We start from the raw sequence: 14,927 nt of genomic DNA on the forward strand, positions 1-14,927 counted from the left end.
TGAGGCTGACAGGATTGTGGGTAAAGAGCGATCTTCCTGAATGTGTCTGTGCTCAGGTTTTCAACTGAATTTTAAGCGAAGATATCCCTATAAATGAAGCACATAAGAAATTTCTCCATCATCGCTCATATCGACCATGGTAAATCCACGCTCTCTGACCGCCTTATTCAGATCTGCGGTGGCCTCACAGACCGTGAAATGGCTGCGCAGGTTCTTGACTCTATGGATCTGGAGCGTGAGCGTGGCATTACCATCAAAGCACAGAGCGTCACACTCGACTACCATGCGAAAGACGGCGAAACTTACCAGCTCAATTTCATCGATACCCCGGGCCACGTAGACTTCTCCTATGAAGTGTCCCGCTCACTGGCTGCCTGTGAAGGGGCACTGCTGGTGGTGGATGCCGGTCAGGGTGTTGAAGCGCAGACACTGGCGAACTGCTACACCGCGATTGAGATGGATCTGGAAGTAGTGCCGGTTCTGAATAAAATCGACCTGCCGGCTGCCGACCCTGAGCGCGCGGCGCAGGAGATTGAAGATATCGTCGGCATTGATGCCGCCGATGCGGTGCGCTGTTCTGCCAAAACCGGCGTTGGCGTGCCTGACGTGCTGGAACGTTTAGTGCGCGATATTCCGCCGCCGGAAGGCGATCCGGAAGCGCCACTGCAGGCACTGATTATCGACTCCTGGTTTGATAACTACCTGGGCGTGGTCTCACTGGTGCGTGTGAAAAACGGCACTATGCGCAAAGGCGACAAGATTAAAGTCCTGAGCACCGGCCAGACCTACAACGCGGACCGTCTGGGTATCTTTACCCCGAAACAGGTCGACCGTACCGAACTGAACTGCGGTGAAGTGGGCTGGCTGGTCTGCGCCATCAAAGATATCCTCGGCGCGCCGGTGGGCGATACCCTGACCACCGCCCGCAACCCGGCTGACAAAGCGCTGCCTGGCTTCAAAAAAGTGAAGCCGCAGGTTTACGCCGGTCTGTTCCCAATCAGCTCCGATGACTATGAAGCCTTCCGTGACGCGCTCGGCAAGCTCAGCCTGAACGACGCCTCGCTGTTCTATGAGCCAGAAAGCTCAACGGCGCTGGGCTTTGGTTTCCGCTGCGGCTTCCTGGGTCTGCTGCACATGGAGATCATTCAGGAGCGTCTGGAGCGTGAATACGATCTCGACCTGATCACCACCGCGCCGACGGTTGTGTATGAAGTCGTGACGACAAGCGGTGATACCGTCTATGTCGACAGCCCCTCTAAGCTGCCGCCACTGAACAACATTGAAGAGCTGCGTGAACCGATTGCGGAATGTCACATGCTGCTGCCGCAGGAGTATCTGGGCAACGTTATTACGCTCTGTATTGAGAAGCGTGGCGTGCAGACCAACATGGTTTACCACGGCAACCAGGTCGCGCTGACCTACGAAATTCCGATGGCAGAAGTGGTGCTCGACTTCTTCGACCGTCTGAAGTCGACCTCACGCGGTTATGCCTCGCTGGATTACAACTTCAAGCGTTTCCAGGCCTCTGACATGGTGCGCGTTGACGTTCTGATCAACTCAGAGCGCGTGGATGCGCTGGCGCTGATCACGCACCGCGATAACGCCCCTTATCGCGGCCGTGAACTGGTTGAGAAGATGAAAGATCTCATTCCGCGTCAGCAGTTTGATATTGCGATTCAGGCCGCCATTGGTAACCACATCATCGCACGTTCAACGGTTAAACAGCTGCGTAAAAACGTTCTCGCCAAATGTTATGGCGGTGACGTCAGCCGTAAGAAGAAACTGTTGCAGAAGCAGAAAGATGGTAAGAAGCGAATGAAGCAGGTTGGCAACGTTGAGCTGCCACAGGAAGCGTTCCTCGCCATTCTGCATGTCGGTAAGGACAGCAAATAAGGATTTCCAATGGCTAATATGTTCGCCCTGGTTCTGGCGATAGCGACGCTGATTACTGGCATCGTCTGGGTAATTGATCGTTTCAAATGGGCGCCGGAGCGCCGTGCAAAGCAGGCCGCGGCGCAGGCGCAGACCGGCAATGCACTCGACAGCAAAACGCTGGCGAAGGTCTCTTCACAGCCTGGCTGGGTGGAAACCACCGCCTCTGTTTTCCCGGTGCTGGCCGTGGTGTTCATCGTGCGTTCGTTTATCTACGAACCGTTCCAGATCCCGTCTGGCTCGATGATGCCAACCCTGCTGATCGGTGACTTTATCCTGGTAGAGAAGTTTGCTTACGGGATTAAAGATCCGATCACCCAGACCACGCTGATCCCAACCGGTCAGCCGAAGCGCGGCGATATCGCGGTCTTTAAATACCCGAAAGATCCGAGTCTGGATTACATTAAGCGCGTGATTGGCCTGCCGGGCGATAAAGTCATCTATGATCCTTACAGTAAGACGCTGACGGTGAAACCGGCCTGCGATGAGGGCAAAGCCTGTGACTCTGCGCTGCCGGTGACCTACACCAGCGTTGAGCCAAGCAAGTTTATCCAGACCTTCAGCGGCTTTGATGGCAACGAAACCGGTAACGGTTTTTATCAGGTGCCGCAGGGCGATACCCTGCGCGGCGGACTGCGCCTGGGCACCCGTAAAGAGACCATCGGAAGCGTAACGCATGACATTCTGCTGGTAAACGAAGCGCAGAGTCAGGCAGGCATGTATTATCAGCAGCCGGGCCAGCCGCAGGCGACCTGGGTGGTGCCGAAAGGGCAATACTTCATGATGGGCGACAACCGTGATAACAGCGCCGACAGCCGCTACTGGGGCTTTGTCCCGGAGCGTAACCTGGTCGGTAAAGCGGTCGCTATCTGGATGAGCTTTGAGAAACAGGAAGGCCAGTGGCCAACCGGCGTACGATTCAGTCGTATCGGCGGTATTCACTGATAAAATTGTCTGATTAACAGGCAAAACGGGTGGCCTCTTTTGGGAGGCCACTGCACACCAAACGGAACGTGCTGGAAAGCCAGCCCCGTTTGGTATGCAGAGTTACAGACGCAACAAAGAACTGGAATCGCATGAACCCCATCCTGATTAATAAGCTTCAGCGCAAACTGGGCTACACTTTTACTCATTCGGAACTGTTACAGCAGGCCCTGACACACCGCAGCGCCAGCAGTAAGCACAACGAACGCCTGGAATTTCTTGGCGATTCTATTCTTAGCTATGTGATTGCGAATGCCCTTTATCATCGCTTCCCGCGGGTTGATGAAGGTGACATGAGCCGCATGCGCGCCACGCTGGTGCGCGGCAATACGCTGGCTGAAATGGCGCGCGAATTTGACCTCGGTGAATGCCTGCGCTTAGGGCCGGGCGAGCTGAAAAGCGGCGGCTTCCGCCGCGAATCGATTCTGGCCGATACGGTCGAAGCGCTGATTGGCGGCATCTTCCTCGACAGCAGTATCGAACGGGTAGAGCAGCTGATCCTCGACTGGTACCGGACACGCCTTGATGAGATCAGTCCGGGCGATAAACAAAAAGATCCCAAAACCCGCCTGCAGGAGTATCTGCAGGGACGACACCTGCCGCTGCCCAGCTATCTGGTGGTGCAGGTGCGTGGCGAAGCCCATGACCAGGAATTCACCATTCACTGTCAGGTGAGTGGCATGGCCGAGCCGGTTGTCGGTGTCGGCTCCAGCCGTCGTAAAGCTGAGCAGGCTGCCGCTGAGCAGGCGCTGATCAAGCTGGGCCTCGAATAGCACTCCGGCATACCGGCGTCTGCGGACGCCGGATGCGCCAAGACACATTGCACTCTTTCGGCGCCGCAACAGGCGCTGAATAACTCAGGATTCGAATGAGCGAAAACGTTACTTATTGCGGCTTTGTCGCGATTGTTGGCCGACCTAACGTCGGTAAATCCACCTTACTGAACCAGCTGCTGGGGCAGAAGGTGTCGATCACCTCGCGTAAGCCGCAAACCACGCGCCACCGCATCATGGGCATTCACACCGAGGGCGAATATCAGGCGATCTACGTCGATACCCCCGGTCTGCACATGGAAGAGAAGCGCGCGATTAACCGCCTGATGAACCGCGCCGCCAGCAGCTCTATTGGCGACGTGGAGCTGGTGATCTTCGTGGTGGAAGGCACCCGCTGGACGCCAGACGATGAGATGGTATTAGGCAAGCTGCGTGACGGCAAAGTGCCGGTCGTCCTGGCGATCAACAAGGTCGATAATATCCAGGACAAGAGCGTGCTGCTGCCGCATCTGCAGTTCCTGAGCCAGCAGATGAACTTCCTCGACATCGTGCCGATCTCTGCCGAAAGTGGCAAAAACGTCGATACCATTGCGGCGATCACCCGCAAGCATCTGCCCCAGGCCGATCATCACTTCCCGGAAGATTACATCACTGACCGCTCCCAGCGTTTTATGGCGTCTGAAATCATCCGTGAAAAACTGATGCGCTTCCTGGGCGCTGAACTGCCTTACTCCGTCACGGTCGAGATTGAACGCTTCGTAAGCAACGAGCGGGGCGGTTACGACATTAACGGTCTGATTCTGGTCGAGCGCGAAGGGCAGAAGAAGATGGTGATTGGCAACAAAGGGGCCAAAATCAAAACCATCGGCACCGAAGCGCGCAGGGACATGGAAGAGATGTTCGAAGCGAAAGTGCATCTCGAACTGTGGGTGAAAGTGAAATCCGGCTGGGCAGATGACGAACGTGCTCTGCGCAGCCTGGGTTATACAGACGATCTCTGATCTGATGGAAGGCTGGCAACGCGCTTTTGTGCTGCATAGTCGCCCCTTCAGCGAAACCAGCCTGCTGCTCGACCTGTTCAGTGAAAATGAAGGGCGGGTGCGGGTTCTGGCCAAGGGCGCACGTTCCCGGCGCTCACAGCTGAAGGGCGCGTTACAGCCTTTTACCCCCCTGCTGGTTCGCTGGAGCGGGCGGGGTGAAGTCAAAACCCTGCGCAACGCCGAAGCGGTGTCGCTGGCACTGCCGCTCAGCGGCATCACCCTCTACTGCGGTCTCTATGTGAATGAGCTGGTCTCTCGCGTGCTGCAGCAGGAATCGCCTTTCCAGGAACTCTTCTTCGACTACCTTCACTGTCTGCAGGCGTTAGCCTCAACGCACGGTAAGCCCGAACCGGCCCTGCGCCGTTTTGAGCTGGCGCTGCTCGGTCACCTGGGCTATGGCGTCGATTTCCTGCACTGCGCAGGCAGCGGCGAGCCGATCACGGATAACATGACCTACAGCTACCGCGAAGAGCGCGGCTTTATCGCCAGCCTGGTGCTCAATCAGCGCAGCTTTACCGGCCGGGAACTGCGTGCCCTCTATGAACGCGACTTTCCCGATGCGGAGAGCCTGCGCGCCGCGAAGCGTTTTACCCGCATCGCCCTGAAGCCCTATCTGGGCGGCAAGCCGCTGAAGAGTCAGGAGCTGTTTCGCCAGTTTATCCCGAAGAAGAAGCCCGAACAGACAGATGAATAGCGCTGGTCGTACCGCCTGCTGACCTAGGCGCGGTACACTCAACACCCCGATGGAAAAGAAGTGAGGATAGTCATGGCTGAGTTGCTGTTAGGCGTCAATATCGATCACATTGCCACGGTGCGAAACGCCCGTGGGACAAATTATCCCGATCCGGTGCAGGCGGCGTTTATTGCTGAGCAGGCGGGCGCAGATGGCATCACGGTGCATCTGCGGGAAGATCGCCGCCACATCACTGACCGCGACGTGCGTATTCTGCGCGACACCATCCAGACCCGTATGAATCTGGAGATGGCGGTGACCGATGAGATGATCGGTATCGCCTGCGATATTCAGCCCCATTTCTGCTGCCTGGTGCCGGAAAAGCGTCAGGAAGTCACCACTGAAGGCGGCCTGGATGTGGCAGGGCAGCAGGAGAAGATCACTGCGGCGGTGCGACTGCTGAGTGATGCGGGCATTCTGGTGTCGCTGTTTATTGATGCCGATCACCGTCAGATCGAAGCCGCCGTTGCCAGCGGCGCGCCCTATATCGAAATTCACACCGGCGCCTACGCCGAAGCACCGGAAGGGCTGGCGCGCGAGGCGGAACTGGCCCGCATCCGCCACGCCGCGACCTTTGCCGCCAGCCTGGGGCTGAAGGTGAATGCCGGTCACGGCCTGACCTACCACAACGTGCTGCCCATTGCGGCACTGCCGGAGATGCATGAGCTGAATATTGGCCATGCGATTATCGGTCGTGCGGTGATGAGTGGCCTGCCGGAAGCGGTCAGAGAGATGAAACAGCTGCTGCGTGAAGCCCGTCGCTGATGGCTATTCTGGGACTGGGCACGGACATCGTTGAGATTGAACGCATTGCCGGGGTGATTGAGCGCTCCGGCGATCGTCTGGCGCGTCGGGTGCTGAGCGAAGCCGAATGGCAGCAGTATCAGTCCCATCAGCAGCCGGTGCGTTTTCTCGCCAAGCGATTTGCGGTGAAAGAGGCGGCGGCCAAGGCCTTTGGCACCGGCATTCGCGGTGGCCTGGCGTTTAATCAGTTTGAAGTTTACAACGATGCGCTGGGAAAACCGGGATTACGCTTCTTCCAGCACGCGGCGGAAGTGGCACAGCAGCTGGGCGTCAGCCGGGTACATGTGACGCTGGCAGATGAACGGCACTACGCCTGCGCCACGGTGATTATCGAAAACTAGCCGTGCAGCAGCACAAACTTCTCCCACAGCGCATCGCGTGATTCGGTGTGCTGTGGGTTAACGATGATGGTGTTATCGATAGGGCAGACCTGCTGACAGGTTGGCGTCTCATAATGGCCGACACATTCGGTGCAGCGGCTGACATCTATCTCATAGATCGCCTCGCCCAGTGAGATCGCCTGATTCGGGCACTCCGGTTCGCACATATCGCAGTTAATGCATCTGGACGTAATCAATAACGCCATGTTTCCCACCTGATAACAACAGAAAAAGCGCGGGTATTATACGCGCTCCCGCTGATCAGACCAGCTTTTTCACCAGCGCCTCGCTGTGGCGAATGTGGCTGGAGGCGCGCTCCGGATCGTTTTGCACCAGCGCCATAAACAGCAGATCGGTCAGCGCCAGCTGGGCCGTTGTTGAGGAGATCGCCGCGCTGCGGGTACTCTGCTCTTCGGCCACCGTATAGAGGCAGTAACTGGCGCTCTGCTGCAGCGTATTCGGGGTAAAGCCGGTAAAGGCGACCACATCCGCACCCACCTCAGCGGCCTCCTGCGCGGCCAGATTGATCTCGCGCCGTTCACCGGTATAGGAGATGGCGAGCAGCACATCGCCCGGACCCATCGCCTGGACGCTGGCCAGCAGGGCGTGCATATCCTGCTCCGCCACGGCATTGATCCCGATCTTCATCAGCTTCCAGGAGAAGTCTTTTGCCACCAGACCTGACGCCCCAATCCCCACCAGCAGAATACGCCGGGCATTCTTCAGCAGCTGCAGCACATCGTTGAGCTTCTCTTCGCTGTTGATATCCAGCGTGGCGCGGATCGCCGACAGCTTTTCGGTCAGCAGTTTTTCACCCACCATTTTGAGCGGGTCGTCGCTGAGAATATGGTTATGCACCGTGATGGCATCCTTGTCCGCCAGTGACTCACTCAGCGCCAGCTTCAGCGCCGGAAATCCTTTGTATCCCAGCTTCTGCGCAAACTTCACCACGCTCGACTGGCTGACGCCGGACTCCTCCGCCAGCTTCTGCGAGCTGAGATGACGCGCCCTGTCAGGTTGCGACAGTAAAAAATCGGCCAGCCGACGCTCGTTCAGTGCCAGACGTGGATAAAGCTGGCGAATGCGCAGCAATGAACTCATGCCCAATCCTCATCATTCAGGGGATAATCGGAGAAGAATAAACTATTCATCAGGCATTGTAGTCATCGGAATTAAAAATGACACTCATCGCCGTTACGCCTGATGATGGCTACACTACTCTTTATGATTCCGGAACCAGACCCGAAGGAGAGTTGTTTGACCAGGGGAACACAACGTCGCATCGTATTTTTCGACCTGGATGGCACTTTGCACCAGCAGGACATGTTCGGCACCTTTATGCGCTATCTGCTGCGCCGGCGACCGCTTAATCTGTTGCTGGTGGTGCCCCTCCTGCCGGTGGTGGGGATCGGCCTGCTGTTTAAAGGCCGGGCGGCCCGCTGGCCCATGAGCCTGCTGCTCTGGTCGATTACCTTTGGCCGTTCAGAGCAGACATTGCTGCGTCTTGAGGCGGAGTTTGCCCAGTGGTTTCGCCAGCGGGTTACCGCCTTTCCGGTGGTACAGCAGCGCCTGACCGACTACCTCGGCAGTGATGACGCCGATGTCTGGCTGATCACCGGATCGCCTCAGTCGCTGGTGGAGCAGGTCTACTATGACTCCGCCTTTCTGCCGCGCGTGAAGCTGATTGCCAGTCAGATGCGGCGCGGCTGGGGGGGACGGGTGCTGGCCATGCGCTGCCTCGGCCATGAGAAAGTCGCCCAGCTCGAAGAGAAAATCGGCACGCCGTTACAGCTCTACAGCGGCTACAGCGACAGCAAACAGGATAACCCGCTGCTGTTTTTCTGCCAGCATCGCTGGCGCGTGACACCGGCAGGTGAGCTGCAACAGCTGGAATAAGTTTCGGCACCCGTTATAATGCGCCGCTTTTCTGTCGCCCGGAGTGGTCTGCATGAAACAACAAGATGAATACTGGATGCGCCATGCGCTCAGCCTGGCACGCCGGGCCTGGGAGCAGGGCGAAGTGCCGGTGGGGGCGGTGCTGGTGCAGAATGACCGGGTGATCGGCGAAGGCTGGAACCGTCCCATTGGCCAGCACGATCCCACCGCCCATGCGGAGATCATGGCTCTGCGCCAGGGCGGCAAGGTGCTGGAAAATTACCGTCTGCTGGAAACCACCCTCTATGTGACGCTGGAACCCTGCGTCATGTGCGCCGGGGCGATGGTGCACAGCCGGATCACCCGGCTGGTCTATGGCGCGCACGATCTGAAAAGCGGGGCGGCGGGTTCGCTGCTGGATGTGCTGGGTCACCCCGGCATGAACCATCAGGTTGAGTTAGCGAGCGGCGTGCTGGCGGAAGAGTGTGCTGCGATGCTGAGCGACTTCTTTCGTATGCGGCGCGAAGAGAAAAAAGCGTTGCGTCAGGCGCAACGCCAGAGTTAGTTCATGGCGATCTTCGGTTCCACCGCCGGATAGCCTTTGGCCAGTTCGGCCTCGGCTGCTGCCTCCGCTGCCTGGCGTGCCAGGCGCTTCTCCTGCTCCTGCAGATAGCCCACCAGACTGATCTGATACTTGCGGATGTTCTCCACATAGTTATAGGCCTCATGCCCGCGCGCATAGCCGTAGGTCGTCTGGGCGTAGTAGCGTTTCTGGCTCAGCATCGGTAACCGCAGCTTCACATCTGCCCAGCTGTCCGGATTGCCACCCTGACGGGCCGTGAGTTTCCGCACATCCAGCATATGGGCGTAGCCCATGTTGTAGGCGGCCAGCGCAAACCAGATGCGCTCATCTTCCGGGATGGTCTGGGGCACTTTCGACATCATATCCTGCAGATACTGACTGCCACCGCGAATGCTCTGTTCAGGGTCGGTGCGGTCACCCACATCCAGGCTCTCTGCGGTGTTGCGCGTCAGCATCATCATGCCGCGCACGCCGGTAGGGGAGGTGGCCTGAGGATTCCAGTGTGACTCCTGATAGGAGATCGCCGCCAGCAACCGCCAGTCAATGCTGGTGGCGTACTTCTCAAACAGCGGCTTAATGTCGGGCAGCGTGTTGTCGATCGCGCGCAGGAAGGTGCGGGTATCGACATAATCGAAGGTGCCGACGTGGCCGAGATACTTCTCCTCCAGTCGCGCCATCGCGCCTTCTTCACCCATGCCATTAAAGAAGTCGAGCATCGCGGCATTCAGGCTGTCATCGTCGCTGTGCCGCACATACCAGGTGACCGGCTCCTCATCAGTCACGTCGAACGCCACCGCCAGCTGCGGGTAGATACGCTGCAGCAGGGCGATGGTGACGGAGTCACCAATGGTGTAGTCGAGCTTGCCGTCTGCCACCGCTTCCAGCAGGGCTTTCGGGCTCTGGTCGGTGGAGATGGCCCAGTCCAGATCGGGGAACTGATTGGAACGGGCACTCTTCAGCGTGGAGAGGTAAGCCGATCCGGACGCGACCGTTAACCGCCCCTTTAAGTCACCGAGGTTTTTGGGGCGAGGCTTATCCACGCGGTAGACCAGCTGCTGCGATACGTTGTAGTAACCCGGCCCGGTCTGATAACGGGTCAGGCGTTCGCTGTTGTAATTCAGGCCAGCGGCCAGCAAATCGGCTTTACCATCATCCAGGTCATCAAACAGATCGCTCAGGTTAGGGCGCACCGTGACCTTGAGCTTTACGCCCAGATAATCAGCAAAACGTTTTGCCAGCTCATAATCCATACCGGCCGGAGATTGATTGACGGTGTAGTAAGTCAGGGGGGAATTGATGGTGCTGACGCGCAGCACTCCCCGTGATTTAATCTGTGAAATCGCATCCTGCCCACCCCCATACCAGGGAATGGATGGCCACAGCGCTAACGCTAACAGCACGGCAACCAGACCGATAAACAGATAATTAAATTTTAGGCGTTTCAAATAGTTATCTCTCGCTGGCTCTAAGGCCTCTGTCTTTTAAAGGCAGTATTTGTCTTCTTTGAACTCCCAGAGCGAGGGGCATTTTGCGCAACAAAATGACGCTGAGCAACTTTTATAGCAGCTTTTGCGCAAATTTCAGGCAAATCCGTGTCGCCAAAAATTGTGCGCAAACGGTTTCGTCGCGAAGGCGCTTTCTCTATAATACGCCCCGTTTTCCCTGTTGCGCCCAATCAAGCGTCGCCCGGCGCCCTGACGAGAGACTTATGTAATGGAAATTCTGCGTGGTTCGCCCGCCCTGTCGGCATTTCGTGTAAACAAACTGCTGACCCGCTTTCAGGACGCTCATCTGCCGGTGAGTGATATTTACGCCGAGTACATCCATTTTGCTGATGTCAGCACGCCGTTAAGCGCAGACGAACAGAGCCGTCTGCAGCGCCTGCTGAAATATGGTCCCTCTCTTGCTGAACATGCCCCGCAGGGCCGTCTGCTGCTGGTGACCCCGCGTCCCGGTACGATTTCGCCCTGGTCATCCAAAGCCACCGACATCGCTCACAACTGCGGCCTGCCGCAGGTTCGCCGCCTCGAACGCGGCCTGGCCTTTTATGTGCAGGCCCCGCAGCTGACCGAAACGCAGTGGCAGGCGCTGAGCACACTGCTGCACGACCGGATGATGGAAACGGTCTTCAGCGATCTGGCGCAGGCTGAGCAATTATTCGCGCACCATACGCCGCAGCCGGTGAAGAGTGTCGATCTGCTGGGTGAGGGCCGTCAGGCGCTGGTTCAGGCGAACACCACGCTGGGTCTGGCGCTGGCGGATGATGAGATCGACTACCTGGTGACGGCCTTTACCGCGCTGGGGCGCAACCCCAACGATATCGAACTCTATATGTTTGCTCAGGCGAACTCTGAGCACTGCCGTCACAAGATCTTCAACGCCGACTGGATTATCGACGGCGAAAAACAGCCGAAATCGCTGTTTAAGATGATCAAAAACACGATGGAGCAGACGCCGGACTACGTGCTCTCTGCGTATAAAGATAACGCCGCCGTAATGGAAGGTTCCGAAGTGGGCCGCTTCTTCGCTGACGCCGGAGAGAGCGAATATCGCTGGCATCAGGAAGCGGCGCACATCCTGATGAAGGTGGAAACACACAACCACCCGACGGCCATCTCACCGTGGCCAGGTGCCGCTACCGGTTCCGGTGGCGAAATCCGTGATGAAGGCGCAACCGGACGCGGCTCCAAGCCGAAAGCGGGCCTGGTCGGCTTCTCCGTTTCTAACCTGCGCATCCCGGGCTTTGAGCAGCCGTGGGAAGAGGACTTCGGTAAACCGGCTCGCATCGTCAGCGCGCTGGAGATCATGACCGACGGTCCTCTGGGCGGGGCGGCGTTTAACAACGAATTTGGTCGTCCGGCTCTGAATGGCTACTTCCGTACCTACGAAGAGCAGGTCACCAGCCACAACGGCACCGAACTGCGCGGCTATCACAAGCCGATTATGCTGGCAGGCGGCATCGGTAATATCCGTGCCGACCATGTACAGAAAGGCGAAATCAGCGTCGGTGCCAAACTGGTGGTGCTGGGCGGCCCGGCCATGAACATCGGTCTGGGCGGCGGTGCCGCGTCATCAATGGCCTCGGGCCAGTCTGATGCTGACCTCGACTTCGCCTCCGTTCAGCGCGATAACCCGGAGATGGAGCGCCGCTGCCAGGAAGTGATCGACCGCTGCTGGCAGCTGGGCGATGAGAACCCGATTCTGTTTATCCACGACGTGGGCGCGGGTGGCCTCTCCAATGCGATGCCAGAGCTGGTCAGCGACGGCGGCCGCGGCGGCCGCTTTAATCTGCGTGACATCCTGAGCGATGAGCCGGGTATGAGCCCGCTGGAAGTGTGGTGCAACGAATCGCAGGAACGTTATGTGATGGCGGTGGCACCGGATCAGCTGGCGCAGTTTGAAGCGATCTGCCAGCGCGAACGCGCCCCGTTTGCGGTGATTGGTGAAGCGACCGAAGAGCTGCACCTGAGCCTGGAAGATTCGCATTTCAATAATAAGCCGATCGACATGCCGCTTGACGTTCTGCTCGGTAAAACGCCGAAGATGACACGGGATGTGGTAACGCAGCAGGCGCAGGGCAACGCACTGCAGCGTGACGGCATTACCCTGGTTGATGCCGTCAATCGTGTCCTGCATCTGCCAGCCGTGGCGGAAAAAACCTTCCTGATCACCATCGGTGACCGCAGCGTGACCGGCATGGTGGCGCGCGATCAGATGGTCGGACCGTGGCAGATCCCGGTCGCCAACTGTGCCGTGACCACCGCCAGCCTCGACAGCTATCACGGTGAAGCCTTTGCCCTCGGCGAACGTTCGCCGGTTGCACTGCTCGACTTCGCCGCCTCGGGCCGCCTGGCCGTGGGTGAAGCGCTGACCAACCTGGCGGCAACCCAGATTGGCTCGCTGAAGCGCGTGAAGCTTTCGGCAAACTGGATGTCTGCAGCCGGTCATCCGGGTGAAGATGCCGGTTTATATGCGGCGGTGAAAGCGGTCGGCGAAGAGCTCTGTCCGGCGCTGGGGATCACTATCCCGGTCGGTAAAGATTCGATGTCGATGAAAACCCGCTGGCAGGAAGGCACCGAACAGCGTGAGATGACCTCTCCGCTGTCGCTGGTAATTACCGCGTTTGCCCGGGTCGAAGATGTGCGCCGCACCGTCACGCCGCAGTTGCAGGCCGACCGGGATAACCTGCTGCTGCTGATCGATCTTGGCAATGGGGCAAATACCCTCGGCGCAACCGCGCTGTCTCAGGTCTATCGTCAGCTTGGCGACAAGCCTGCGGACGTGCGCGATGCCACTCAGCTGGCGGGCTTCTTTAACGCCATTCAGGCGCTGGTGGCTGAGCAGAAACTGCTGGCTTACCACGACCGTTCAGACGGGGGCCTGCTGGTGACCCTGGCCGAGATGGCCTTTGCCGGTCACTGCGGCATCGACGTTGACATCGCCGCGCTGGGTAACGATGCGCTGGCCGCACTGTTTACCGAAGAGCTGGGCGCCGTGATCCAGATTAACGCCGCCGATCGTGCTGCGGTTGAGCAGATCCTTGCCGATCACGGCCTTGCCGCCTCAACGCATCTGCTGGGCAGCGCGCAACCGGGCGACCGCTTCGTGATCCGTGCCGGTGAGAGTGCCGTTTACAGCGAAAGCCGGACCACGCTGCGGACCTGGTGGGCAGAAACCACCTGGCAGATGCAGCGCCTGCGTGACAACCCGGCATGCGCCGATCAGGAGCATGAGGCGAAGAAAAACGACAGCGACCCAGGCCTGAACGTTAATCTGACCTTCGATCCGCAGGAAGATGTGGCGGCACCGATGATCGCCACGGGTGCGCGTCCACGGGTCGCCGTGCTGCGTGAGCAGGGGGTCAACTCCCATGTGGAAATGGCTGCGGCTTTCGACCGTGCCGGATTCACCGCCATTGATGTGCACATGAGCGACCTGCTGGCCGGTCGTCGCGGTCTGGAAGAGTTCCAGGCGCTGGTTGCCTGTGGTGGCTTCTCCTACGGTGACGTGCTGGGCGCGGGCGAGGGCTGGGCGAAATCGATTCTGTTCAACCCGCGCGTGCGTGATGAGTTCGAAACCTTCTTCCACCGTCCGCAGACCCTGGCGCTGGGCGTCTGTAACGGATGCCAGATGATGTCGAATCTGCGTGAGCTGATCCCGGGCAGCGATCTCTGGCCGCGCTTTGTGCGTAACCAGTCTGAGCGCTTCGAAGCCCGCTTCAGCCTGGTCGAAGTGGCCGCCAGTCCGTCACTGCTGCTGGACGGCATGGCCGGCTCGCACATGCCTATCGCGGTTTCCCACGGTGAAGGCTTCGTTGAGGTGCGTGATGCGGCGCATCTGGCCGCGCTGGAATCGAAAGGTCTGGTGGCGCTGCGCTTCGTGGATAACTTCGGCAAGGTGACCGAAACCTATCCGGCTAACCCGAACGGCTCGCCAAACGGTATCACGGCCGTGACGAACGAAAGTGGTCGCGTCACCATCATGATGCCGCATCCGGAGCGCGTATTCCGTACCGTCAGCAACTCCTGGCATCCGGCAGAGTGGGGCGAAGACAGCCCGTGGATGCGTATTTTCCGCAACGCACGCAGACAGCTGGGTTAATTTCATCCGCTGCATTAAAGAGGAGGCCTCCGGGCCTCCTCTTTTTTTGCTTCCTGTTGGCAAAAGGCGACAGAGCGGTAAGGACAATGTCGCTTTCTGGCGACATCTATCCTGCTGATTTTATTAGATTGCTGAACAGAGGTGATTTTGTGTCGCTTTCGGACGACACTCCACCCCTGTCATCATCAGACTTTTCGCACGGGGAGGCGGGCTAAGGCAGGC

General features: G+C 58.4%; 13 protein-coding genes. 10 read left to right on the plus strand and 3 right to left on the minus strand.

Annotated features, from left to right (window positions below; genetic code table 11):
- Positions 1-93: 93 nt before the first annotated feature.
- The 7 genes from lepA (at position 94) to acpS (ending at position 6,607) form a co-directional block, all read left to right on the plus strand.
- Positions 94-1,893, plus strand: coding sequence for a translation elongation factor 4 (gene lepA, locus OXR04_RS19295; RefSeq protein ID WP_111208328.1), 1,800 nt, complete (start codon positions 94-96; stop codon positions 1,891-1,893).
- Positions 1,894-1,902: 9 nt separating this feature from the next.
- Positions 1,903-2,877 carry a signal peptidase I gene (lepB, locus tag OXR04_RS19300; RefSeq protein ID WP_009088659.1) on the plus strand — a complete coding sequence of 325 codons (975 nt, stop codon included), beginning with the start codon at positions 1,903-1,905 and terminating at the stop codon, positions 2,875-2,877.
- Positions 2,878-3,008: 131 nt separating this feature from the next.
- Positions 3,009-3,689, plus strand: coding sequence for a ribonuclease III (gene rnc / locus OXR04_RS19305; RefSeq protein WP_009088661.1), 681 nt, complete (start codon positions 3,009-3,011; stop codon positions 3,687-3,689).
- A 95-nt stretch (positions 3,690-3,784) separates the two neighbouring features.
- Complete coding sequence (gene era / locus OXR04_RS19310; protein WP_009088664.1) at positions 3,785-4,690, plus strand: GTPase Era; 906 nt, start codon at positions 3,785-3,787, stop codon at positions 4,688-4,690.
- A 4-nt stretch (positions 4,691-4,694) separates the two neighbouring features.
- The gene (gene recO / locus OXR04_RS19315; RefSeq protein WP_058958401.1) at positions 4,695-5,423 is read left to right on the plus strand and encodes a DNA repair protein RecO; all 729 of its coding nucleotides are present in this window, start codon (positions 4,695-4,697) and stop codon (positions 5,421-5,423) included.
- 72 nt (positions 5,424-5,495) lie between these two features.
- Complete coding sequence (pdxJ, locus tag OXR04_RS19320) at positions 5,496-6,227, plus strand: pyridoxine 5'-phosphate synthase (RefSeq protein WP_009088667.1); 732 nt, start codon at positions 5,496-5,498, stop codon at positions 6,225-6,227.
- Entirely contained in the window at positions 6,227-6,607 is a 381-nt protein-coding gene (acpS, locus tag OXR04_RS19325) for a holo-ACP synthase (RefSeq protein ID WP_267372615.1), read from the plus strand. The genes pdxJ and acpS overlap by 1 nt, the downstream gene beginning before the upstream one ends.
- Here the strand turns inward: acpS and OXR04_RS19330 are convergent.
- Together OXR04_RS19330 and OXR04_RS19335 are read right to left on the minus strand one after the other, a co-directional pair.
- The gene (locus OXR04_RS19330; RefSeq protein ID WP_267372616.1) at positions 6,604-6,852 is read right to left on the minus strand and encodes a YfhL family 4Fe-4S dicluster ferredoxin; all 249 of its coding nucleotides are present in this window, start codon (positions 6,850-6,852) and stop codon (positions 6,604-6,606) included. The genes acpS and OXR04_RS19330 overlap by 4 nt on opposite strands.
- Before the next feature lie 55 nt (positions 6,853-6,907).
- Positions 6,908-7,747: a MurR/RpiR family transcriptional regulator gene (locus tag OXR04_RS19335; protein WP_009088675.1), complete on the minus strand. Its 840-nt coding sequence runs from the start codon at positions 7,745-7,747 to the stop codon at positions 6,908-6,910.
- Positions 7,748-7,903: 156 nt separating this feature from the next.
- Between OXR04_RS19335 and yfhb the strand changes: the two genes are divergently transcribed.
- Both yfhb and tadA read left to right on the plus strand, forming a co-directional pair.
- The gene (gene yfhb / locus OXR04_RS19340; protein WP_267372617.1) at positions 7,904-8,542 is read left to right on the plus strand and encodes a phosphatidylglycerophosphatase C; all 639 of its coding nucleotides are present in this window, start codon (positions 7,904-7,906) and stop codon (positions 8,540-8,542) included.
- A gap of 52 nt (positions 8,543-8,594) precedes the next feature.
- Entirely contained in the window at positions 8,595-9,086 is a 492-nt protein-coding gene (gene tadA / locus OXR04_RS19345; protein ID WP_009088680.1) for a tRNA adenosine(34) deaminase TadA, read from the plus strand.
- Here tadA and mltF read toward each other — a convergent pair.
- Positions 9,083-10,549, minus strand: coding sequence for a membrane-bound lytic murein transglycosylase MltF (gene mltF, locus OXR04_RS19350; RefSeq protein ID WP_150028955.1), 1,467 nt, complete (start codon positions 10,547-10,549; stop codon positions 9,083-9,085). The genes tadA and mltF overlap by 4 nt on opposite strands.
- 268 nt (positions 10,550-10,817) lie before the next feature.
- On the opposite strand from mltF, the gene purL reads away from it, so the two are divergent.
- Complete coding sequence (gene purL, locus OXR04_RS19355; protein ID WP_058958394.1) at positions 10,818-14,705, plus strand: phosphoribosylformylglycinamidine synthase; 3,888 nt, start codon at positions 10,818-10,820, stop codon at positions 14,703-14,705.
- The last annotated feature ends 222 nt before the right edge of the window (positions 14,706-14,927 follow it).

This window comes from Pantoea sp. GM_Pan_3 (genome assembly GCF_026541045.1).
Taxonomy (GTDB): Bacteria; Pseudomonadota; Gammaproteobacteria; order Enterobacterales; family Enterobacteriaceae; genus Pantoea; species Pantoea anthophila.

What these genes read in the sequence shown, in the direction of transcription:
- lepB (WP_009088659.1), top strand. Translation starts at nt 1,903, where the DNA reads ATGGCTAATATGTTCGCCCTGGTTCTGGCGATAGCGACGCTGATTACT.
- recO (WP_058958401.1), top strand. Translation starts at nt 4,695, where the DNA reads ATGGAAGGCTGGCAACGCGCTTTTGTGCTGCATAGTCGCCCCTTCAGC.
- lepA (WP_111208328.1), top strand. Translation starts at nt 94, where the DNA reads ATGAAGCACATAAGAAATTTCTCCATCATCGCTCATATCGACCATGGT.
- acpS (WP_267372615.1), top strand. Translation starts at nt 6,227, where the DNA reads ATGGCTATTCTGGGACTGGGCACGGACATCGTTGAGATTGAACGCATT.
- rnc (WP_009088661.1), top strand. Translation starts at nt 3,009, where the DNA reads ATGAACCCCATCCTGATTAATAAGCTTCAGCGCAAACTGGGCTACACT.
- tadA (WP_009088680.1), top strand. Translation starts at nt 8,595, where the DNA reads ATGAAACAACAAGATGAATACTGGATGCGCCATGCGCTCAGCCTGGCA.
- OXR04_RS19330 (WP_267372616.1), bottom strand. Translation starts at nt 6,852, where the DNA reads ATGGCGTTATTGATTACGTCCAGATGCATTAACTGCGATATGTGCGAA.
- OXR04_RS19335 (WP_009088675.1), bottom strand. Translation starts at nt 7,747, where the DNA reads ATGAGTTCATTGCTGCGCATTCGCCAGCTTTATCCACGTCTGGCACTG.
- era (WP_009088664.1), top strand. Translation starts at nt 3,785, where the DNA reads ATGAGCGAAAACGTTACTTATTGCGGCTTTGTCGCGATTGTTGGCCGA.
- pdxJ (WP_009088667.1), top strand. Translation starts at nt 5,496, where the DNA reads ATGGCTGAGTTGCTGTTAGGCGTCAATATCGATCACATTGCCACGGTG.
- purL (WP_058958394.1), top strand. Translation starts at nt 10,818, where the DNA reads ATGGAAATTCTGCGTGGTTCGCCCGCCCTGTCGGCATTTCGTGTAAAC.